15 protein-coding genes are annotated in these 22145 nt (G+C 67.2%); 11 read left to right on the top strand and 4 right to left on the bottom strand.

All coding sequences use genetic code 11. The features are described 5' to 3' along the window. Positions 1-50 precede the first annotated feature (50 nt). Positions 51-1229 (top strand): nicotinate phosphoribosyltransferase, encoded by a 1179-nt coding sequence (gene pncB, locus AC2A1N_RS00645; RefSeq protein ID WP_005415236.1) that lies wholly within the window; start codon positions 51-53, stop codon positions 1227-1229. Positions 1230-1239: 10 nt separating this feature from the next. On the opposite strand, the gene AC2A1N_RS00640 is transcribed toward pncB, so the two are convergent. Then, entirely contained in the window at positions 1240-1605 is a 366-nt protein-coding gene (locus tag AC2A1N_RS00640) for a hypothetical protein (protein ID WP_049414538.1), read from the bottom strand. A gap of 459 nt (positions 1606-2064) precedes the next feature. Here AC2A1N_RS00640 and AC2A1N_RS00635 point away from each other — a divergent pair, with 459 nt between their 5' ends. The 8 genes from AC2A1N_RS00635 to AC2A1N_RS00600 all read left to right on the top strand — a co-directional run bounded on the left by AC2A1N_RS00635 (position 2065) and on the right by AC2A1N_RS00600 (position 15734). After that, positions 2065-2604 carry a fimbrial protein gene (locus AC2A1N_RS00635; RefSeq protein WP_005415238.1) on the top strand — a complete coding sequence of 180 codons (540 nt, stop codon included), beginning with the start codon at positions 2065-2067 and terminating at the stop codon, positions 2602-2604. Positions 2605-2689: 85 nt separating this feature from the next. Continuing rightward, positions 2690-3418: a fimbrial biogenesis chaperone gene (locus AC2A1N_RS00630; RefSeq protein ID WP_061478428.1), complete on the top strand. Its 729-nt coding sequence runs from the start codon at positions 2690-2692 to the stop codon at positions 3416-3418. Positions 3419-3510: 92 nt separating this feature from the next. Further along, positions 3511-6075, top strand: coding sequence for a fimbria/pilus outer membrane usher protein (locus AC2A1N_RS00625; RefSeq protein ID WP_061478427.1), 2565 nt, complete (start codon positions 3511-3513; stop codon positions 6073-6075). After that, the gene (locus tag AC2A1N_RS00620) at positions 6066-7100 is read left to right on the top strand and encodes a fimbrial protein (protein WP_061478426.1); all 1035 of its coding nucleotides are present in this window, start codon (positions 6066-6068) and stop codon (positions 7098-7100) included. The genes AC2A1N_RS00625 and AC2A1N_RS00620 overlap by 10 nt, the downstream gene beginning before the upstream one ends. Positions 7101-7366: 266 nt before the next feature. After that, positions 7367-8551: a non-hydrolyzing UDP-N-acetylglucosamine 2-epimerase gene (gene wecB, locus AC2A1N_RS00615; RefSeq protein ID WP_061478425.1), complete on the top strand. Its 1185-nt coding sequence runs from the start codon at positions 7367-7369 to the stop codon at positions 8549-8551. Next, on the top strand, positions 8548-10749 hold the full coding sequence (locus tag AC2A1N_RS00610; RefSeq protein ID WP_484371243.1) for a hypothetical protein: 2202 nt from the start codon (positions 8548-8550) through the stop codon (positions 10747-10749). The genes wecB and AC2A1N_RS00610 overlap by 4 nt, the downstream gene beginning before the upstream one ends. Positions 10750-10755: 6 nt before the next feature. Then, on the top strand, positions 10756-12903 hold the full coding sequence (locus AC2A1N_RS00605) for a glycosyl transferase family protein (protein ID WP_484371241.1): 2148 nt from the start codon (positions 10756-10758) through the stop codon (positions 12901-12903). Further along, the gene (locus AC2A1N_RS00600) at positions 12900-15734 is read left to right on the top strand and encodes an NfrA family protein (RefSeq protein WP_484371239.1); all 2835 of its coding nucleotides are present in this window, start codon (positions 12900-12902) and stop codon (positions 15732-15734) included. Before AC2A1N_RS00605 ends, AC2A1N_RS00600 begins: the two co-directional genes overlap by 4 nt. Here AC2A1N_RS00600 and AC2A1N_RS00595 read toward each other — a convergent pair. The 3 genes from AC2A1N_RS00595 to ettA all read right to left on the bottom strand — a co-directional run bounded on the left by AC2A1N_RS00595 (position 15728) and on the right by ettA (position 19980). Then, positions 15728-16732: a DUF4434 domain-containing protein gene (locus AC2A1N_RS00595; protein WP_061478421.1), complete on the bottom strand. Its 1005-nt coding sequence runs from the start codon at positions 16730-16732 to the stop codon at positions 15728-15730. The two genes, AC2A1N_RS00600 and AC2A1N_RS00595, sit on opposite strands and share 7 nt — an antisense overlap. Before the next feature lie 83 nt (positions 16733-16815). Continuing rightward, the gene (locus tag AC2A1N_RS00590) at positions 16816-18132 is read right to left on the bottom strand and encodes an NCS2 family permease (protein WP_061478420.1); all 1317 of its coding nucleotides are present in this window, start codon (positions 18130-18132) and stop codon (positions 16816-16818) included. A 183-nt stretch (positions 18133-18315) separates the two neighbouring features. Then, on the bottom strand, positions 18316-19980 hold the full coding sequence (gene ettA, locus AC2A1N_RS00585; protein ID WP_005415249.1) for an energy-dependent translational throttle protein EttA: 1665 nt from the start codon (positions 19978-19980) through the stop codon (positions 18316-18318). A 252-nt stretch (positions 19981-20232) separates the two neighbouring features. Here ettA and AC2A1N_RS00580 point away from each other — a divergent pair, with 252 nt between their 5' ends. After that, a complete protein-coding gene (locus AC2A1N_RS00580; RefSeq protein ID WP_484371236.1) occupies positions 20233-20691 on the top strand; it encodes an RcnB family protein in 459 nt (152 codons plus the stop codon). Between the two features lie 186 nt (positions 20692-20877). Beyond that, positions 20878-22131, top strand: coding sequence for a serine hydroxymethyltransferase (gene glyA / locus AC2A1N_RS00575; protein WP_049439806.1), 1254 nt, complete (start codon positions 20878-20880; stop codon positions 22129-22131). Positions 22132-22145 lie beyond the last annotated feature (14 nt).

Genomic DNA, 22145 nt, shown 5'->3' with positions numbered 1-22145 from the left:
GGAAGGCGGGCGCGACCACGGTTCACGCCGCCGGGCGCATAATCCGCTCCATGCCTATCATCCAGTCCCTGCTCGACACCGACCTGTACAAGTTCACCATGATGCAGGCGGTGCTGCACCAGCACCCCGGCGCCCAGGTGCAGTACCGGTTCAAGTGCCGTACGCCCGGCATTGACCTGGCCCGCTACATCGACCAGATCGACGAAGAAATCGACCACCTGTGCAGCCTTCGCTTCAGCGACGCGGAGCTGGACTACATGCGTGGCCTGCGCTTCGTGAAGCCGGATTTCGCCGATTTCCTCGGCCTGTTCCACCTCGACCGCAAGTACATCCAGCTGCGCGCGTCGACGGCCGTGCCCGGCGAGATCGAACTGGACATTACCGGCCCGTGGCTGCACACCATCCTGTTTGAAGTGCCGCTGCTGGCGATCATCAACGAAGTCTGGTTCCGCAACACCACCACGGCCGACTTCGCCGAAGGCGAGCGCCGGTTGCAGGCCAAGGCCGCGCTGCTGCGCGATACCCCCGGTTTCGAGCAATGCCGCATCGCCGACTATGGCAGCCGCCGCCGCTACTCGCGCGACTGGCATGCCCGGCTGCTGCCGCTGCTGCGCGACGCGCTCGGCCCGCAGCTGGTCGGCACCAGCAACGTCCACTTCGCGCGCCTGTACGGCATGACCCCGCACGGCACCATGGCCCACGAGTACCTGCAGGCGTTCCAGGCGCTCGGCCCGCGCCTGCGTGATTCGCAGGTGGCGGCACTGGAATCGTGGGCGCGCGAGTACCGCGGTGACCTCGGTATCGCGCTGTCCGACGTGGTCGGCCTGGATGCGTTCCTGCGCGACTTCGACATGTACTTCTGCAAGCTGTTCGACGGTGTGCGCCATGACTCCGGCGATCCGTTCGACTGGGGTGACCGCATGCTGGCGCACTTCCAGCAGCGTCGCGTCGATCCGCGCAGCAAGGTGCTGGTGTTCAGCGATGGGCTCGACATCGCCAAGGTGATGCGTCTGTACGACTACTTCCGTGGCCGCTGCCAGGTCGCGTTCGGCGTCGGCACCCACCTGACCAATGACCTGGGCCCGACGCCGCTCAACATCGTCATCAAGATGGTCCGCTGCAACGGCCAGCCGGTGGCCAAGCTCAGCGATTCGCCGGGCAAGAGCATGTGCGACGACCCGGGCTACCTGGCCTACCTGCGCCAGGTCTTCGAGCTGCCGCCGGCGTAAATACGTCGGCTTACAGGTAGTCGACCACCACCAGGTAGGCGCCCTGCAGCGGCTGCTGCTTCGAAGCCTGCACGCTGTAACGCTCGGAGAAGGCGATATCGCCGGCGCGCATCGCGCTGGCCGACACCGACAGCTTCTGGCCCTGGCGCTTGCCATCGCGCAGCGTCGCGGCCTGGCCATCGGCCAGTGCCGTCACTTCCACCGTCGAGCCCTTGGCCGACGGCGGGCAGGCCGCCAGGCTCAGCTCACCCTGGGACAGGTTCGTCGTGCAGCCCGGCTCGGCGATGCGGCCGCTGAAACGGATGCTGCCGCTGCTGGCCTGGGCCAGCGCACTGACGGACATCAGGGCCACACACAGCAGAATGGAATTCCTCATGACACGTTCTCTGGTTCGGTGTGTCCTAGTTAGCGACAGGTTCGATCCGCCTTTAATAGGACAAATCCGAATCTGCTAGGGCCATCACCAAGAAAGAGTGATGCGCATCAAATAAGGTGATTTCCGCCTGAAAAATGCCTGTTTCCGCGCCTGCCGAACGCGCCTCTCAACGCGTCATCCACGGTTGTCCGCGACCTGGCGGCCCCGTCGTCAAATCTTCCACGCGTCCCAGGCGCTGATTCCGCTTATCACGTCACATTTAGGGCGTCAATGAATTGGCGTTCAGAAAAATAATGAGACTTTCATCACAGTTGTGCATATACTTGCGTCACGGATTCAGGGGAAGGTATGTCCGAGTCCGGCCACAGGTGAGACGCAAGGATGGGTCTTGTTAGCCCGGCAGTGCTCCTTGCTTCCTCCTCTACTTCTCATCTCTTCAGTAGGGTTAGGTAAAAGCGAATGCACAAGATCAACCTCATTGCCGCTCTGATGCTGGCCGCCGCTCCGCTGGCCGCCAACGCCGCCGACGGCACCATCACCTTCAATGGCAAGGTGACCGACAAGACCTGCACCATCTCGACCCCGGGCGGCAAGGACTTCGCCGTGACCCTGCCGACCGTGTCGAAGAACACCCTGGCTACCGCCGGTGCCGTTGCGGGCCGTACCCCGTTCGCCATCAACCTGACCAAGTGCAGCGCCGGCAACGTCGCCACCTACTTCGAGCCGGGTTCGACCGTCGACTTCAACAGCGGCCGCCTGGTCAACCAGGCCTCGGCCAACGCTGCCACCAACGTGCAGCTGCAGCTGCTGGGCTCGAACAACCAGTTCCTGCCGATCAAGGCTGCCGGCGCTGGCCTGGCCCAGACCAACTCGCAGTGGGTCACCGTCGGCACCGACGGCTCGGCCGACCTGAACTACTACGCTGAGTACTACGCCACTGCCGCCGCCACCCCGGGCGACGTCACCAGCAGCGTCAAGTACACGATCATCTACAACTGATCGTAGCCGTACCCGCATTGGCCGGCGTACGCGCCGGCCAGTGCTCCGCGGCCCCTGGCCACACCCCTCGAGCGTAGTACTTCCGATGAAAGCACTCTTTCCCCGGGCGCTGCTGCTGGCAGCGTTCACGCTGCCCCTCTGCCAGAACGCACTGGCCGGCGTGGTGGTCAATGGCACGCGGGTGATCTACCCGGCACAGGCGCGCGAAGTCACCGTGCAGGTCGACAACGTGGGCGACTCGCCCGCACTGGTCCAGGCCTGGATCGACAGTGGCGACGCCAACCAGACCGCCGATACCAGTGATGCTCCGTTCGTGCTGACGCCGCCGATCGCGCGCGTCGAGCCGGGCCGCAGCCAGGCGCTGCGCCTGATCTTCTCCGGCGCACAGCTGCCGACCGATCGCGAGACGGTGTTCTGGCTCAATGTGCTGGACGTACCGCCGTCGCCGGACAACGCCGACAGTGGTGACCAGAATTACCTGCAGGTCGCGTTCCGTTCGCGCCTGAAGCTTTTCTACCGGCCGCAGGGCCTGAAGGGCGTCGCCAACGACGCACCGGCAGCGCTGCGCTGGACCCGCAATGGCGACCGCCTGCGGGTGGAAAACCCGAGCCCCTTCCACGTCACTCTGGCCGAAGTGCATGCCGTGACCGGCAGCAGCGAAAAGGCCGTCGAGGACAAGGGCGCGATGGTCGCGCCGAAGCAGAGCCTGGAGTTCGCCGCACCGGCGGGCACGCAGCAGGTGCGCTTCATCACCATCAATGATTACGGCGGCCGGGTCGAGCACACCGTCCGCCTCGACAGCACCGGGGGCTGAACGCGCCGCGCCGGCCATGGGCCTGCGCATCCCGCCACCGCCGCCGTGCGGCGAATTGAAGGAATGTCAGTGTGATCGGAAACAGATTGACATTGTCGATCCATCAGGCGCTTTGCCTGCTGGTTGTTGGCACGGCCTGCCCAGGATGGGCGCTGGCTGCGCCGGCCAATCTCGGCGAACAGGCGCTGATGGCGCAGAGTGGTGCGGCCAATGCGCGTGCACCGGAATCGGCCCAGTTCAATTCCAGCTTCCTGTCCGGCCAGGCCAAGCAGGTCGACCTGGCGGCCTTCAGCAATGGCAACCCGATGGTTGCCGGCAGTTACCGTGTCGATGTCTACGTCAACGGTGCCTGGCAGGGCCGTCGTGACCTGCAGTTCAAGGCCGATGCACAGGGCCGTGTCGACGCCTGCCTGCCGCTGCCGATGCTGGAGGAAATGGGCGTGGACAGCGAGGCCGTGCTGCTGCAGCAGGACCCGACGCTGCCGACCGACACCACCAGCTGCGTGCCGGTGCAGCAGCGCATGGCCAACGCCTACGGTGTCTACGACAGCGGCAACCTGCGCTACGACCTCAGCATTCCGCAGGTGTTCCTGCGCCGCGAGGCGCGCGGCTACGTCAACCCGGCGCTGTGGGACCGCGGCATCAATGCCGGTTTCGTCGGCTACAGCTTCAATGCCATCGACAGCAACAGCCGTGTCGAAGGTGGCCAGCGCAACCGCAGTGCCTATCTCGGCCTCAATGCCGGCCTGAACCTGGGCGGCTGGCAGTTCCGCCACGATTCCAACCTGACCTGGTCCGAGGGTGACGGCCGCCATTGGCAGAGCATCGCCACCTACGCACAGCGCGGCATCCCGCAGGTGCGCGGCATGCTCACCATCGGTGAGGCCTACACCACGGGCGAGCTGTTCGACTCGATCGGCTACCGCGGTGCCAGCCTGGCCAGCGACGACCGCATGCTGCCCGATTCGCTGCGCGGCTACGCGCCGGTGGTGCGCGGCATCGCCGAGACCAATGCGCGCATCGAAGTGCGCCAGAACCAGCAGCTGATCTACTCCTCCACCGTTTCGCCGGGCAACTTCGTCATCGATGACCTGTACCCGACCGGCTACGGCGGCGACCTGGAAGTGAGCGTTATCGAGGCCGATGGCCGCCGCCGCGAATTCAAGGTGCCGTTCGGCTCGGTGCCGCAGATGCTGCGCGAAGGCGTGTCGCGTTACTCGCTGACCGCCGGCCAGGTGCGCAACAAGCTGCTGGCCGACGAACCCTGGCTGGTGCAGGGCACCTACCAGCGCGGCATCGGCAACCAGCTGACCCTGTACGGCGGCAGCGCGCTGAGCGATGGCTACCTGTCGCTGCTGTACGGTGTCGGCCTGTCCACGCGGGTCGGTGCCTTCGCGGCAGACGTCACCCATGCACGCACCTCGTTCGACCACTACGGCAGCCACACTGGCGCCAGCGTGCGCTTGAGCTACAGCAACATGATCGGCGAGACCGGCACCAACCTGACCCTGGCCGCCTACCGCTACTCGACCGAAGGCTTCTACAGCCTGCAGGACGCGCTGTATGGCCGTGACTCGGACAAGCGCGGCATCGATCCGACCACCCGTGGTCGCCAGCGCAGCCAGTTCCAGGTGACCTTGAACCAGCCGCTGGGCCGTCGTGGCGGTGCGCTGTACGTGACCGGTTCGGTGCGTGACTTCTATGACCGCTCCGGCACCTCCAAGCAGTACCAGGTGGGCTACAACAACGCCTGGCGTTCGGTGAACTACGGCTTCTCGGCGCTGCGCACCGAAGAAGGCGTGCTCGGCCGTTCCGACACCCAGTACCTGCTGTCGATGAGCGTGCCGCTGGGCCGGGGTACCCACCCGGTGTCGTTCAGTGCCGATCTCGGCGTGCGCGACCGCGGTGGCTACGACAACAGCCGCGTCGGCATCACCGGTTCGGCCGGCGTCGACAACAACTTCAGCTACGGCGTGGCCCTGTCCGATTCCCGCGAGGGTGGCACCACGGCGGTCGGCAATGCCGAATATCGCAGCCGCTACTCCGCGTTGAATGCCACCTACAGCCACTCGCGTGATTTCCGCCAGGCCTCGGTCGGTGCCAACGGCAGCGTGGTGGTGCATCCGGGCGGCTTCACGTTCACCCCGCAGCGTGGCGACACCATGGTGCTGGTCGAGGCCCCGGGCGCGCGCGATGCGATCGTCAGCAACGCCCCGGGCCTGCGCGTCGATGGCCGCGGCTACGCCGTGGTGCCGTACGTGTCGCCGTACCGCCTCAACACCGTCACCCTCGATCCGCAGGGCATGGCCCACGACGTCGAGCTGGAAAGCACCAGCCAGTCGATCGCACCGTTCGCCGGTGCCATCAGCTACCTGCGCTTCGATACCCGCAAGGGCAACGCGTTGCTGATCCAGGTACGCAATCCGGATGGCCGCAGCATGCCGTTCGGCGCACAGGTCAAGGATGAGCAGGGCCAGCCGGTCGGCATGGTCAGCCAGGGCGGCCGCCTGTACGTGCGCAGTGAAAAGAACCAGGGTCGCCTGCTGGTGGAGTGGGGCGTCGGTGCCGACCAGCGCTGCACCATCGATTACCAGGTTCCGGCGGGCGCCGATGCGTCCAAGACCGGCTTCATCCCGCTGGAGGCAGCATGCCGATGATTTCTTCCCGTGGCCGCAAGGCGCTGACGGCCCTTGTACTGCTGGGTGGCGCACTGCTGGCACAGCAGGCCAGCGCGTCGTGCCGCATCCAGTCCAGCTGGTTCACCGCGCAGGACGTGACCATGGACATGGGCCAGATCGTGATCCTGCCCAGCACGCCGGTCGGTGGCGTGATCAAGGAGATCAGCGAGCCGATCAACCAGCAGAACAGCGTGGCACGTTGCGACTGGTCCGGTGGCCGTTCCATTGGCGAGTACGTCAACGCCGCGCAGAAGCGTCCGGTGGCCGGCTTCTCGAACGTCTATGAAACCGATGTGGCGGGCGTGGGTATCCGCCTGTACCGGGACTCCGGTGCGATCCAGACCTACTATCCGCACACCATCAATTTCGGCAGCAGCAGCACCATCTCGCTGGTGGGAGGCACCTTCCGCATCCAGCTGATCAAGACCGCTGCCCAGACCGGCTCGGGCGTGATCGCGCCGAACGGCCGCTTCACCACCTACTACTTCGACGGTGATGGCCCCGGTCGCCCGGTGCTGACCTCGACATTCAAGGGCTCGGGCACCACCGTGGTCAGCCCGACCTGCGAAGTGCAGGCCGGCAGCCGCAACATCGCCGTCGACTTCGGCAGCGTGCCCAACACCACCTTCACCGGTGTCGGTTCGCGCGCGGTCGATCGTGATTTCGAGATCCGCCTGAACTGCCAGGGCAGCAATGTTGCCGCCTACCAGAGCAAGATCGGCATCCGTCTCGATGCCGACCAGGACAGCTCGAACATGCCGGGCGTGCTGAAGCTCAGCGCGGCCACCAACAGCGCCACCCGCATCGGCATCCAGATGGTCCAGCGCGTTGGCACCACCGAGCGCGAAGTGCGCTTCGGCCAGACCATCAACGTCGGCACCACCGCGCCGGGGACCAGCGTCATGGCGCTGCCGCTGCGCGCGCGCTATGTGCAGACCCAGGCTGGCACGGTGGGTGCGGGTGTCGCGAACGGCCAGGCCACGTTCACCATCCAGTACGAGTAAGGCCGCCCGGGCGGCTGCCCCTGCTGCGTTCCGCCGCAACGTCGCCCGGCTCACGGGCGGCGTTGACTGCGTCTTGATCTTCCAACGATGAAGATCACTGCCACGACGCACGTGCCATCAATCGATTGTGATGGACGTCGCGAATTTGGAGTTTCCTCATGAGGTGACCGTCTCCTGCCTGCGGGCATTGGACGGTAACGCCGCAAGGATCCAGACGTGGCTACAGCTCCTGGCATTTTCCAGCACTGTCCTTCCGGAGCACCCCGGTGAAGGTCCTGTCGGTGTTCGGCACCCGGCCGGAAGCGATCAAGATGGGGCCGCTGGTGCGCGCCCTGGCCCAGGCTGCGGACGTCGAATCGGTGGTCTGCATCACCGGCCAGCACCGGGCGATGCTCGACCAGGTGATGTCGCTGTTCGAGATCACCGCCGACCATGACCTGGATGTCATGGTGCCCAACCAGACCCTCAATGGCCTGTGTTCCAGGCTGTTCGAGCGGCTTGACGCGCTCTACACGCAGGTCCGCCCGGATCGCGTGCTGGTGCACGGCGATACCACCACGGCGATGACCGCCGCCCTGGCCGCGTTCCACCACCGCATTCCGATCGGCCATGTCGAGGCCGGCCTGCGCACCGGCGACATCAACCGGCCATGGCCGGAGGAGATGAACCGGCGGGTGATCGACGTGGTCGGTCATCAGTTGTACGCACCTACTCCCGGCTCGCGCGCCAACCTGGCCCGTGAGCATCTGGGCGGGCAGATCCTGGTCACCGGCAACACGGTCATCGATGCCCTGCAGCAGACCGTGCAGCGCCTGGATGCCGATCCGGCACTGCGTGCCCAGGCCGACGAACCCTTCCACATGCTCGACCCCGGGCGCCGCCTGCTGCTGGTCACCGGCCATCGCCGCGAGAGCTTCGGCCAGGGCTTCGAGGACATCTGCCGTGCGCTGGCCGAACTGGCCCAGCGGCCGGACCTGCAGGTGCTGTACCCGGTGCACCTCAATCCGAACGTGCAGGCACCGGTCAACGCACACCTGGGCAACCTCGACAACGTGCACCTGGTGCCGCCGCAGGACTACCTGCGCTTCGTGCGCCTGATGCAGCGCGCCGACGTCATCCTCACTGACTCCGGTGGCGTGCAGGAAGAAGCGCCGGCATTGGCCAAGCCGGTGCTGGTGATGCGCGACGTCACCGAGCGCCCGGAGGCGGTCGAGGCCGGTGTGGTGACGCTGGTCGGGACCACGCCCTCGCGCATCGTCGAGGGGGTCAATGCGGCCTTGGCACAGCCACCGCAGCCGACCCGTTTCGACCCCGATGGCAGTCCCTATGGCGACGGCCGCGCCAGCGCCCGCATCGTCGCCGCCCTGCGTGGCGCCTCCCTTCCCGAGTTCTCGCCCGGTCTCCGCAGCGGCGGTGCCGCCCACCACCCTCTCCATGAAGTGACGCCATGAGCCAGACCGGCCGCTATCCCCTGTTTGCATCCGCCGCCGCGTTCGTCCTGTCGGGCGTGGTTGGCAGTGCCCATGCCGCCGACAGCGTCGCCGGCCAGTTCGCCGAATGGAGCGGTGACAGCACGGTGAGCCGGCAGATGACCCTGCGCGAACTCGGTTTCCGCCAACCGTTGGTGCTCAGCGGGCAGGAGAGCCAGCGCGAGGTCTACCTGCCGGTGCCGGCTGGCGTTGCCACCCGCGATGCGCAGCTGCAGCTCGATGGCCGCTATGTGCGTGGCCACGCCGGGCGAACTTCAGGCCTGTGGTCGGTGGATGGCGATCCGGTCGCCGCGCGTTCGATCACCGATGCCCAGGGCGATGCCAGCCAGCTGCTGGCCATCGATGGCGAACCCCGCCAGAACGGCTTCGTGCGGGTCGGTGTCGGCTGGTGGTCGATCGTGTCCGACTATCAATGTGCCGACCAGAGCGCGCCGGCCAATGTGCTGCGGTTGTCGCCGGATTCGCGCTTCAGCTACCGCTTCGATGGGCGTGCCGTGGATACCGTCGCCAAGGCCTGGGGCGCGCTGCCACCGCGGGTGCGCCTGCTGGTGGAGGGCAAGGCGCTGCAGGCGCCCACCTATGATGCCGCCTGGCGCATTGGTACCGCGTTGCAGGCCGGCGGCAAGCAGGTGCAGGTGGTGGCGCTGCCCAAGGTCGGCGACAGCGTCGACCTGGCCGGCATCAGCATCCCGGCCAGCCTGCAGGGCGTGCCGGCGTACGCCGCGCTGGCCGCGGGCGAGCGCGTGCACGCGATCAAGGACCTGGCCGAAGTGGGAGCGCTGCTGTCGTTGCGTGACAGCGGGCCGTTGGCCGCCGATGTGATGATCGGCAGCGATGCATTGCGCGTCGGCGTACGCGCGGCGCTGGATGCGCTGGCCGCACAGGTCGGCGCGGCGGGCACCGATGCGGGCGCAGCGTTTGCCACGTGGCGCGGTACTGACATGGGCGGCCTGGAGAAGCCCGCCGCCAACGCGTCGGTCAGCGTGGTGGCCGTTGCAGGCCGTCCGACGCTGGTGGTCGACCCGGCGGCAGCGGGCAAGGTTGCCGGACTGTTCGCCGAACAGTGGCGCAGCTATGCGCTGGGCCGCAGCCTGCAGGTCAGCGCAGCAGGAACGCCCAAACTGGACGGTGACCAGGTACTGCTGAGCCGGCTCGGAAACATCGCCGGAACCATGGATGTGGTGACCCGCGCCGACCGCAGCGCCAGCTTCGATCTGGGCACGCTGTCGGCCGATGGCCGCCTGCCCGAGCAAGTGGTGATCGATGTCTCGGCGGCCCCCAATGCGGCGGGTCAGGGCGCGGTGGCCACGATCTACCTCAACGACTACCTGCTGGGCGGCAAGGTGCTGTCGGCCAACGGCCAACCGCAACGGCTGGTGGCCAAGGTACCGGCCTACGCGCTGTCGGCCCGCAACGAGATCCGTGTCAGCTTCCTGCGCCAACCGGTACGCCCCTACTGCCACGATCCGGCGACCGGCTATCCAGTCTCGATCCTGCCCAGCAGCCACCTGACCCTGGCCAGGCGCTCGCTGGGCAGTGATTTCGTCGGTGCCAGCAGCCAGCTGTCACGCGGCAACCAGGTGTTCGTGCCCGGCGCCTGGCTGCAGGATGCACCGGCCTCGCTGGGCAAGGTCATCGCGGTGGCCAGTGCAGTGGGCGCTTCGCCGGAGGCGTCGGAACTGAAGGTGGTCGACGCCGGTGCCGCGGTCAGCCCGGGCGCGCCATGGCTGGCCTTCGGCGTTGCACCGGCCGGTGTCGATGTGGCCGGCCTGAAGGATGGCCACCTGCGCGTCGGTGGCACGTCGCAACCGCTGCTGGATGTCAGCGGCCTGGATCACGCCGCGGTGGTGCAGGTGGGTTCGTACGGAGGCCAGCTGGGCGTTCTTTACAGCGACCTCGGCGCACAGGCACCGTCGTTCAGCGCACCGTTCCGGTTGCTGCGCGGCGATCTGGCCGTGCTTGACGGCACTGATGTCGTGCGCGAATTCGACCGCCAGGATCCTTATGGCACTCGCCTCGCGCACGACGGCAATCCGCAATCGAAGTGGGAACGGCACATGGTCTGGTTGCTGCTGCTGGTCGGCGTGATCGTATTCGCGCTGCTGGCCGCCCGCGTCACCCAGGTGCGCCGCCGCAAGTCCGCCAACGCAGGACATTGATCCACCGTGGACGGTCTGTTCTGGAACATCCAGCTGGCCAACTACTACGCCGCCCTGGAAACCACGGCGGCGGCGGTGGCCGTGCTGATCCTGATCTCCAGCCTCGATGACCTGTTCATCGATGTCTGGTACTGGGTGCGCGAGAGCTGGCGCGCGCTCACCATCAAGCGTCGCGACGCGTACCGGCCGCTGACCCAGGAAGACCTGCTGCAGCGGCCGGAACAGCCGCTGGCGATCATGGTGCCGGCGTGGATGGAGTACGACGTCATCGCGCAGATGGTCGAGAACATGATCAACGTGCTCGACTACCGCGAGTACGTCGTGTTCGTCGGCACCTATCCCAACGACCAGCAGACCATCGACGAAGTCGAGCGCATGCGCCGTCGCTACAAGCGCCTGCGCCGCGTGGAGGTGCCGCATGACGGACCGACCAGCAAGGCCGACTGCCTGAACTGGCTGATCCTGGCGATCTTCGACTACGAGAAGCGCCACGACATCGAGTTCGCCGGGGTGATCCTGCACGACAGCGAAGACGTGCTGCACCCGATGGAACTGCGCTTCTACAACTACCTGCTGCCGCGCAAGGACATGATCCAGCTGCCGGTCACCTCGCTGGACCGCGAATGGTACGAACTGGTGGCCGGTGTCTACATGGACGAGTTCGCCGAATGGCACGCCAAGGACCTGGTGGTGCGCGAGAGCGTGTCCGGCATGGTGCCGTCGGCCGGCGTCGGCACCTGCTTTTCGCGGCGTGCGCTGCTGGCGCTGAGCGCGCAGACCGACAACCAGCCCTTCAATACCGACAGCCTCACCGAAGATTACGACGTCGGTGCACGGCTGGCAGCCATGGGCATGCAGTCGATCTTCGCCCGCTTCCCGGTGCAGTTCCGCGTGCGTCGGCCGTCATGGTTCGGCTGGGGGCCGGTGCGCGAGCGCACCCAGCAGATGGCGCTGTGCGTGCGTGAGTACTTCCCCGACAACTTCCGCGCCTCGTACCGGCAGAAGGCGCGCTGGGTGCTGGGCATCGGCCTGCAGAGCTGGGAGTCGCTGGGCTGGCGCGGTTCGCTGGCTACCAAGTACCTGTTGGCGCGCGATCGCAAGGGCATCATCACCTCGTTCGTCAGCATCATCGCCTACCTCATCTTCCTGCAGTTGCTGTTGTTCTGGCTGTTGAAGGCGACCGGGGTGTGGACGATGCAGTTCCCCAGCGTGTTCCAGGCCGGTACCTGGCAGATGAATGTCGCGCTGCTGACCACGGCGGCACTGGCGACCCGCGTCGTGCAGCGCTTCTACTTCGTCAACCGCCTGTACGGCTGGGAGCATGCGCTGATGTCGATCCCGCGCATGGTGGTCGGCAACATGATCAACTTCATGGCCACCGCCCGCGCATGGAAGGTGTTCCTGGCGTACCTGCTGTTCGGCAAGCGCATGGTCTGGGACAAGACCATGCACGACTTTCCCGATGCGGCACAGCTGGTGCAGACCCGCAAGCAACTCGGTGAGCTGTTGACCACCTGGCAGGCGGTGGAACCGGAGCGGCTGCAGCAGGCGCTGGCGCAGCAGCATGCCGGCCGGCGGCAGCCGCTGGGCCGCATCCTGCTCACCCAGGGCTGGCTGGATGATGAAACCCTGGCCGAAGCCATCGCCTTCCAGGGCGACCTGCCGCGTGCGGTCATCGACATCGATTACCTGCGCGCGGGCTCATTCCCGGTCAGCGCCGATGCCTGCGTGCAGTGGCGCATGCTGCCGCTACCGCCGCGGCAGCAGCAGACACTGCGGCTGGCCGTGGCCAGCCCATTGCCCGAAGACGCGCTGGCGTTGCTGAAGCAGGAAACCCGCAGCGCGCACATCGAACAGAGCATCGCCCGCGAAAGCGAAATCAACGCAGGCCTGCGCCTGATCGGCGGCGACCAGCACTGGCAGCTGGACAACGTGCCCTTGCTGGGCGACCTGCTGGTGGAGATGCGCCTGATCGACCACGCGCGCTTCGAGATTGCACTGGATGCGTACAAGCCGCAGCGCGATGGCCGCATTGGCGATTACCTGGTCAAGCAGGGCATCACTACCGAAGAGGCCGTGGCCCAGGCCATGCAGGAGCAGCGCCGGCGTGCGGCCGCGCTGCAGTCGCCGCCTCCCGGAGCCTTGCCCGCATGAAGACCACGCTGCTGTCCACCGTCATTGCCGTGGCACTGGCCACGGCCGCCGCGCCGGTGCTGGCGCAGGCCGATGCGCCGCTGCCGTTGTCCGGTGCGGCCTACCGCGTCGCCGAGCAGGCCTTCGCCGCCTACGAGCGCGGTGATTACGCTGCGGCCTACCAGCAGTCCAGCGAAGCTGTCCGGTTGCGCCCGGACGTGGTGCGGCTGCGCCTGCTGCAGATCTATGCGTTGCAGAAACTGGGCCGGCCGGCGGAGGCGCAGCAGCAGGCGCGCCGTGCACTGGATGCCGGGTTGAAGGATCCGGCCTTGCCGGCACTGGCCGCTGCCACCGCTGCGCGCAGCACGCCCCCGGATGCCCGGGGCGGGCGCGCGCCCTCTCCACCGCGCGCGGCCGGCAGCGGCGCAGACCGCGTCAGGCAGCAGGCCTACACGCTGGCCACCGAGGCCTATGCTGCCTATGACGCCGGGCGCATGCGGGAAGCAGCCAGCAAGGCCGAACAGGCGTTCCGGCAGCAGCCGGAACAGGGCGCATGGGCCCTGCTGTGGGTGGCGGCGCTGGAGGCACAGCAACAGGCCGAACTGGCCGACGCGGCCATCGGCACGGCGCTGCAGCTGGGCGCACCGAACGTCGAGGAACTGCACGCGCGGCGCGCGGCGCTGGCCCGCCAGCGCGCGCTGCTGCAGGCCCAGCAGGCCTATCAGTCGCTGTCCACGCAGAACGATGCGGCGGCCGTCGCGCAGGCGCGTGCCGCCGTCGAGCTTGCGCCGGATGTTGCTTCGTACCGGTTGCTGTTGATCACCGCGCAGCTGCAGCAGGGGCGGCTGGCCGACGCCGAGCGCAGCGCCGACCAGGCACTGCAGGCCGACGGCGGGGATCTCAATGCCCGGGTGATGCGCGGCTATCTGCGCCAGCGCCAGGGCAAGACCGTGCTTGCCAATGAGGACTTCGACGCCGCGCTCGCCATGCCGGGGTCCACAACGCAGCAGCGCAACGTGCGCCTGCTGGCCGTGGATGCGGCCCTGGCCGCTGGGGATCGCGCACGTGCGGCTGCACTGCTGGCGCCGTTGCGGCCGGTAGTGCCAGCCGATGCAGGCGATGCACGCGCGCAGCAGTTGCTGCAGCAGGCCATCGAGCAGCGCGCCAGGGCGACCGGATCCAGTCGCGAGCTTCCGCGCATGAGTGCGCAGGCCTATCCAGCGCCGTTCCAGCATTGCCAATCGGATGACACCGCCAATATCTGCGAGCTGATGCCGGCTGACCTGCAGGGCGACGGTGGCGCTGCACAGCGCGCATATGCAGCCTACGCGCGCCAGGACTTTGCCGAGGCCATAGGTGAAGCACGGCAGGCCGTGCAGCTCGCACCGGACGATGCAGACCTGCAAGGCCTGCTGACCACCACGCTGGCGGCAGGCAACCGCAGCCAGCAGGACGAAGCACGGCTGCGCCTGGACGCGGCACTGGCGCAACGCCCTGATGACGCCGGGCTGCTGATGCAGCGCGGCTATCTCAGCCAGAAGGCCCACGAACCGGCGCGCGCACTGGCCGACTTCCGTGCCGCCGAGGCCACCGGCAAGGCACCCAAAAGCGTGGTGATCGACCAGGCGTATGCGAGTGCGGCCAACGGCGATCATCCTCAGGCGGTGTCGCTGCTGCGCAGCGCCATTGATCGCGCCGACGCCGGTGAGCTGCCTCTGGATGCGCATCAGCGCTACAACGTGCGCAATGCCATCGCCAACTATTCGCGCGAGTGGGGCGTGATCGCCTCGGCCGGCTTCCGCGGCGCGCGCCAGGCCGCGACCAATGTCGGCGGCGCGGCGATCAGTACGCCGGGCGATTCGGTGTTCAGCACGCTGGAAGCGTTCTGGCGGCCCCCGGCGTTCAACGACCAGCATGGCACGCTGGAGCTCTACACGCGGCTGCTCAACACGCTGTACGACGAGGGCGGCACCTACGAATCGATCCGCGCAGTGGACCCGTGCACTGGCGAATCGACACCCGACGCACGTGCACGCGCCGACCGTCTCAGCCGTTCGCGTTCCACCACCGGCTGGCCGTCCACCATCGCCTCGTTCGGCATGCGCTACGCCTTCGGCCAGACCGGCCTGAGCGCCGGCATCGAGCGCCGCCAGTTCCTCGGTAGCGCCACGCGCACGGGCGATGTCTATCCCGCCTCCGCGGCCGTGCAGTGCAGCCTGCAGCTGGCCCTGAACCCGCCACTGGAATCCAGCACCCTGGCCCGCTACCGCCTGGCCAGCGGTTCCGGTGCCTGGATGTCCTACCTGACCTACGGCTATTACCACGGTACCGACCTGCGCACCGACGTGAACCAGTGGTGGATGGTCAGCGGCTACGCGCAGGGCGGTTACACATGGGATGACAACAGCGCGCATTTCACCCTGGATGCACTCGATGCCAACGGCATACCAGTGCGGCGGATCGGTGATGCCAATGGGCGCCTGCATCGCGAACAGTGGTTCGCGGCCGCTGAACTGCGCGCCGGACGCAGCTTCCGTTTCGGTGCCGGACAGACCCACTGGGTGGTCACGCCGTATGCGGTGGTGGGGGCGGACTGGCTGGACCAGCGCTCGCGCGTGCGCGACATCCGCTACCCGCTGTTTCCGGTACAGTCGTTCGCGCTCAACGATACGCAGCGCGGCTGGTCACTTGGCGCGGGGCCGGGCCTGGGCGTGCGCTACTGGTTCCGCGAGGACCGCTACAACACGCCGCGTTCCTACCTCGACCTGACCGTGCAGTACCGCTTTGCGATCGGTGGCGGTGATACGCAGCGCGCCAAGGGCCTGTTCGCCACCGCCATCCTCTATTACTGAGGCAGCCCCCACCGCCGCCGCAGCGCCGCCGCCTGCGGCGTGTCCTGGGTCAGCCACGGCTCCAGCGCATAGACCAGCACGTGCTGTGCGCCGCTGTCGCGTGCCCACGCCAGCTGCCGTTGGATCCGCGCGGCATCGGCAGTCTCGCCCTTGAACCCGCTGCCATCAGCGGCGCTGCCGGGCAGTTCGTGGAACAGCTCGACGATCGCGTCGAAGCCGATGTCGTGCGCGTGGAAATGATCGAGCAACGGCTGGAGCTGCTGGACGTTGCCGGCGCCGGCAACGCCCACGCCGTCCTGCACCATCGGTCGCAGCGTGGCCTGGGCCAGTACCGCCTGCCATAGCGTGACCAGGTCGCCATCGGACTGCAGGCGGCTGAAGTAGCAGGAGATCGCGCAGTCACCGCCGCGCGCGCCGGTGGCGTCTGCCAGCCCGTGCAGCCACTGCGCCAGCCATTGCTGGCGGGCCGGATCGGCCCAGTGGTACTGCTCCAGTTCGTAGGGCAGGTACCAGCCCCCGAAGGCCGGCTGCTCGGCCCACGGCGCCTGTGCCAACCAGCTGCGTGCGTGCGCCAGGCTGTCGGCCAGGAACGCCTGCAGCGCGGCGTCGTCGGCGCCGATCGCCTGCCACCAGCGCTGCTGAAAGGGTAGGCCGACACGGATGCGCAGGTTGTTCTGGCTGGCGGCGGTGAACAGCTGCCGCAGGCTGCCGTCGGGCACTGACCAGTCGCCGTCACTGCCGCCGACGATGCCGGTCCATTGCAGCACCAGCTGACGGCAGCCCAGCGTATGTGCAAGCTTCAACGAGCGCTGCCAGTCGGCCAGTCCCCACTGCAGGTGGCTGCGCCAGGGCTGGAGGAAGGTGCCGTCGACCTGCACCGGCAGCGAGCAGCCGGGCAGGGTAGCGAGCGTACCGGCCAACGGCGCCAGCACGGCCGCGCGCAGCAGGCGGCGGCGCAATGGCGAAGACGGATCTGCGGGAAGGACGGGCGCAACCATGCCCGCATCATCCCAGAGCACCGTGCGCAGCAGGTGAACCCAGCAACGGGTAGTGCCGGCCGCTGGCCGGCACCACCACGTGCTTACTCCAACGCGTACCGCAGGGTGAACAACACCGCCACCAGCCATACCGCCGGATGCACTTCGCGCCAGCGGCCGGTGCCGGCCTTCAGCGCCGCATACGCGATGAAGCCAAACGCCAGGCCATTCGCGATGGAGTAGGTGAACGGCATCGCCAGCGCACACAGTGCGGCCGGCACCGATTCAGTCAGGTCGCTCCAGTCCACTTCCACCAGTTCGCGCAGCATCAGGCCGGCCACGAACAGCAGCGCCGGTGCGGTGGCATAGCTGGGCACCATTGCCGCCAGCGGCGAGAACAGCAGCGCGGCCAGGAACAGTGCCGATACCACCAGCGCGGTCAGGCCGGTGCGCCCGCCCACCTGCACGCCCGAGGCACTTTCAGCGAAAGCGGTGGTGCTGCTGGTGCCGAGTACCGAACCGGCCACGATGGCAGTGCTGTCGGCCAGCAACGCGCGGCCGAAGCGCTTCTGCGCGCCCGGCAGCTTCAGTAGGCCGGCGCGGCCGACCACGCCGTACAGGGTGCCGGTGGCATCGAACACTTCCACCAGCACGAACACCAGCACCACCTGCAGCAGCACCGCGATCGGTGCGCCGCCGTCATGGTGCAGCAGGCCCGGCAGGTCCAGCTGCAGGAAGGTGGGCGCCAGGCTCGGCGGCAGCGAGACCAGGCCTTGGTACTGCACGTCGCCCAATGCCCAGCCCGCACCGGTCACCGCCAGGATGCCGAACAGGATCGCGCCGCGGATGCGGCGTGCTTCCAGCACTGCGATCAACAGGAAACCGGCCAGCGCCAGCAGTGGCGGCGCCGTGTTCAAGGGGCCCAGCGCCACCAGCGTGTCCTCGTTGCCGACGATCACGCCGGATTTCTGCAGCGCGATGATCGCCAGGAACAGGCCGATGCCGGCCACGATCGCCGAGCGCAGCGACGAAGGAATGCCCGACACCAGCCATGCCCGCACACCGGTCAGCGACAGCACCAGGAACACCAGGCCGGAGATGAACACCGCCCCTAGCGCCTGCTGCCACGGCAGGCCGGCAGCGCCGACCACGGTGAATGCGAAGAACGCGTTCAGGCCCATGCCCGGTGCCATGCCGACCGGGAAGTTGGCCGCCAGCGCCATTACCGCCGAACCCAGCGCGGCGGCCAGGCAGGTGGCCACGAACACCGCACCCGCATCCATGCCGGTGGTGCCGAGAATCTCCGGGTTGACGAAGACGATGTAGGACATCGTCAGGAAGGTGGTGATGCCGGCCAGCAGCTCGGTACGCACGGTGGTGCCGTGCTGCTGCAGCTGGAACATGCGCTCGAACAGGGACATGGAGATTCTCGCGACGATAAGGTGTCACGACCAACGGTCGTGACCTACCCGAATGCAGAACGTGGGTACCGACCGTTGGTGGTGGGTACCGACCGTTGGTCGGTACGCTTCAAAGCGTCACCACCAACGGTGGTGACCTACCGAAAGGAGAAAGGCCGCGCGAGCGCGGCCTTTCCGGTTGCCTTACTTCAGCGCCTTGAAGCGCAGGCGCTTCGGCGCAGCGTCATCGCCCATCCGGCGCTTCTTGTCTTCCTCGTACTCGCGGTAGTTGCCCTGGAAGAACTCCACGTGCGAGTCGCCTTCGAAAGCGATGATGTGCGTGGCGATGCGGTCCAGGAACCAGCGGTCGTGCGAGATCACGAAGGTGTTGCCCGGGAACTCCAGCAGCGCGTCTTCCAGCGCACGCAGGGTTTCGATGTCCAGGTCGTTGGACGGTTCGTCGAGCAGCAGCACGTTGCCACCCTGCAGCAGGGTCTTGGCCATGTGCAGGCGGCCACGCTCACCACCGGACAGCGAACCGACCATCTTCTGCTGGTCCTGGCCCTTGAAGTTGAAGCGGCCGATGTAGGCGCGCGACTGGATCTCGATGCCGTTGATGTTGAGGATGTCCAGGCCGCCGGCGATTTCCTGGAAGACGTTGTGGTTGCCTTCCAGCTTGTCGCGGCTCTGGTCCACGTAGGACAGCTGCACGGTCGGGCCGATCACGATCTCGCCCGAATCCGGCTTTTCCTGGCCGGTGATCATCTTGAACAGGGTCGACTTGCCGGCGCCGTTCGGGCCGATGATGCCGACGATCGCGCCCGGCGGAATCAGCATCGACAGGTTGTCGATCAGCAGGCGGTCGCCGAACTTCTTGGAGACGTTCTTGAACTCCATCACCATGTTGCCCAGGCGCTCGCCCGGCGGGATGAAGATTTCGTTGGTCTCGTTGCGCTTCTGGTAGTCCTGCGACTGCAGTTCTTCCAGGCGGGCCAGACGGGCCTTGCCCTTGGAACGGCCGCCCTTGGCGTTCTGGCGCGACCACTCCAGTTCCTTCTGGATCGCCTTCTGGCGAGCCTTTTCCTGGTTTTCTTCCTGCTTCAGGCGTTCATCCTTCTGCACCAGCCATTCGGTGTAGTTGCCCTTCCACGGAATGCCGCGGCCGCGGTCCAGTTCCAGGATCCACTCGGCGGCGTTGTCCAGGAAGTAGCGATCGTGGGTGACGGCCACCACGGTGCCGGTGTAGCGCGCCAGGAACTGCTCCAGCCATTCAACCGACTCAGCGTCGAGGTGGTTGGTCGGTTCGTCCAGCAGCAGCATGTCCGGCTTCTGCAGCAGCAGGCGGCACAGTGCCACGCGGCGCTTTTCACCACCGGACAGGTTGGCGATCTTGGCGTCCCACGGCGGCAGGCGCAGCGCATCGGCGGCCACGTCCAGCTGGTTTTCCAGGGTGTGGGCATCACCGGCGGCCAGGATCGCCTCCAGGCGCTCCTGCTCCTTGGCCAGCGCGTCGAAGTCGGCACCTTCTTCGGCGTAGGCGGCGTACACCGCTTCCAGCGCGGCCTGGGCCTGCAGCACTTCGCCCACGCCTTCCTCGACCGACTCGCGCACGGTCTTGTTCGGGTCCAGTTCCGGTTCCTGTGCCAGGTAGCCGACCTTGATGCCCGGCTGCGGGCGGGCCTCGCCCTCGAAATCGGTGTCCACGCCGGCCATGATCTTCAGCACGGTGGACTTGCCGGCGCCGTTCAGGCCCAGCAGGCCGATCTTCGCGCCCGGGAAGAAGGACAGCGAGATGTCCTTGATGATCTGCCGCTTGGGCGGGACCACCTTGGACACGCGGTTCATGGTGTAGATGTATTGCGAGGACATGAGGTCTCCGTAGGCGCGGCCCTGCGCCCGGCCCATCACGGGAACATCCCGTTGTGGCAGCGGGCACAGACTGGAAAGGAATACCGCCAATTATAGCCGGAACCGGTTCCGGGCCGCGCCCGTGGCTGGGGCGCTGGCTGGCCGTGGCCTGAATACTCCGTCACAGTCCTGCAGCGGGAAGCGTTTCCAGCCGGAAACGGTTCAGATCGGGTGCGCAATATGGGCTCACCACCACCCAAGCAGAGGTCTGACATGCGCATCAATCGAGTAATGGCCAGCGCCGTGGCCTCTGTGCTGGCGCTCGGCGCGGTGGCCCCGGCCTTTGCCGACAACGACCACCGTCGCGGCCATGACCGCCGCGAGTGGCGACAGGACCGCCGCGAATGGCGACAGGACCGCCGTGACTGGGAACGCGACCGCCGCGAGGCACGCCGCGACTGGCACCGCGACCACGACCGCTACTACCGTCCGGCCCCGCCGCCGCCGCGCGTGGTCTACCGCCCGGCCTACGGCCCGGGCTACGGCTGGAAGGTCGGCCACCGCTACCGCGATTATTACCGCGGCCCGATCTATGTGGTGAACGACTACCCGCGCTACCACCTGCGCCGCCCGCCGTATGGGCACCACTGGATCCGCGACGACCGCGGCAACATGCTGCTGGTGGCGGTGGCGACCGGCATCATCGCCGACTACATCATCAACAGTCGCTGAGGATCGCGGCCGGGGTCGGATCCCTTTCCAGCGGAAAGGGCTGTGATCCCACAATGTCCCTCGAAACCATACGGGGCCGGATTCCTTCGGGAGTGCCGGCCCCGGCCTTTCCGGCCCCGGCAGGCCGGTGCGGGGCTACAATCAGGGGCTGAGCCGTACCCCTTTCCCTGCCTGCTGGAGTACCCGATGTTCCCGCGTGACGTCCGCATCGAAACCTACGATCCCGAACTGGCCAAGGCCATCGCCGCTGAGACCCAGCGCCAGGAAGACCACGTCGAGCTGATCGCCAGCGAGAACTACACCAGCCCGGCGGTGATGGAAGCCCAGGGCAGCCAGCTGACCAACAAGTACGCCGAAGGCTATCCGGGCAAGCGCTACTACGGTGGCTGCGAATACGTGGACATCGCCGAGCAGCTGGCGATCGACCGCCTCAAGCAGCTGTTTGGGGCCGACTACGCCAACGTGCAGCCGCACAGCGGCTCGCAGGCCAACCAGGCGGTTTACTTCGCCCTGCTGCAGCCGGGCGACACCATTCTTGGCATGAGCCTGGCCCACGGCGGCCACCTCACCCACGGTGCCAAGGTCAATGCCTCGGGCAAGCTGTTCAACGCCGTGCAGTACGGCGTCAACGACCAGGGCCTGATCGATTACGACGAAGTCGAGCGCCTGGCCCTGGAGCACAAGCCGAAGATGGTCGTGGCCGGCTTCTCCGCCTACTCGCAGGTGATCGACTGGGCGCGCTTCCGCGCCATCGCCGACAAGGTCGGTGCCTACCTGTTCGTGGACATGGCCCATGTCGCCGGCCTGGTCGCCGCCGGCGTCTACCCGAGCCCGCTGGACCACGCCCACGTGGTCACCTCGACCACCCACAAGACCCTGCGCGGCCCGCGCGGCGGCATCATCATCGCCAAGGGTGCCGATGAGGACCTGGTCAAGAAGCTGCAGTCGATCGTGTTCCCGGGCATCCAGGGCGGTCCGCTGATGCACGTCATCGCCGGCAAGGCCGTCGCCTTCAAGGAAGCGCTGGAACCGGCCTTCAAGACCTACCAGCAGCAGGTGGTGAAGAACGCTCAGGCGATGGCCAACACGCTCATCGCGCGCGGCTACAAGATCGTCTCCGGCGGCACCCAGAACCACCTGATGCTGGTCGACATGATCGGCAAGGACGTGTCCGGCAAGGACGCGGAAGCCGCGCTGGGCAAGGCCCACATCACCGTCAACAAGAACTCGGTACCGAACGACCCGCGTTCGCCGTTCGTGACCTCGGGCCTGCGCCTGGGCACCCCGGCGGTGACCACCCGTGGTTACGTGGAGCAGGACTGCGTGGACCTGGCCAATTGGATCGCCGACGTGCTCGACGCACCGAACGATGACGCGGTCATCGCCCGCGTGCGCGACGCCGTCAGCGCGCAGTGCCGCAAGTACCCGGTCTACGGCTGATCGGGGAGTGGGGT

The organism is Stenotrophomonas maltophilia group sp. SKK55 (genome assembly GCF_057179845.1).
This window is presented reverse-complemented; position numbering and strand designations above follow the sequence as displayed.

Excerpts from the sequence above, each read along its gene's own strand:
- pncB (WP_005415236.1), top strand. The coding sequence starts at position 51 with ATGCCTATCATCCAGTCCCTGCTCGACACCGACCTGTACAAGTTCACC.
- AC2A1N_RS00640 (WP_049414538.1), bottom strand. The coding sequence starts at position 1,605 with ATGAGGAATTCCATTCTGCTGTGTGTGGCCCTGATGTCCGTCAGTGCG.
- AC2A1N_RS00635 (WP_005415238.1), top strand. The coding sequence starts at position 2,065 with ATGCACAAGATCAACCTCATTGCCGCTCTGATGCTGGCCGCCGCTCCG.
- AC2A1N_RS00630 (WP_061478428.1), top strand. The coding sequence starts at position 2,690 with ATGAAAGCACTCTTTCCCCGGGCGCTGCTGCTGGCAGCGTTCACGCTG.
- AC2A1N_RS00620 (WP_061478426.1), top strand. The coding sequence starts at position 6,066 with ATGCCGATGATTTCTTCCCGTGGCCGCAAGGCGCTGACGGCCCTTGTA.
- AC2A1N_RS00610 (WP_484371243.1), top strand. The coding sequence starts at position 8,548 with ATGAGCCAGACCGGCCGCTATCCCCTGTTTGCATCCGCCGCCGCGTTC.
- AC2A1N_RS00600 (WP_484371239.1), top strand. The coding sequence starts at position 12,900 with ATGAAGACCACGCTGCTGTCCACCGTCATTGCCGTGGCACTGGCCACG.
- AC2A1N_RS00595 (WP_061478421.1), bottom strand. The coding sequence starts at position 16,732 with ATGGTTGCGCCCGTCCTTCCCGCAGATCCGTCTTCGCCATTGCGCCGC.
- AC2A1N_RS00590 (WP_061478420.1), bottom strand. The coding sequence starts at position 18,132 with ATGTCCCTGTTCGAGCGCATGTTCCAGCTGCAGCAGCACGGCACCACC.
- ettA (WP_005415249.1), bottom strand. The coding sequence starts at position 19,980 with ATGTCCTCGCAATACATCTACACCATGAACCGCGTGTCCAAGGTGGTC.
- AC2A1N_RS00580 (WP_484371236.1), top strand. The coding sequence starts at position 20,233 with ATGCGCATCAATCGAGTAATGGCCAGCGCCGTGGCCTCTGTGCTGGCG.
- glyA (WP_049439806.1), top strand. The coding sequence starts at position 20,878 with ATGTTCCCGCGTGACGTCCGCATCGAAACCTACGATCCCGAACTGGCC.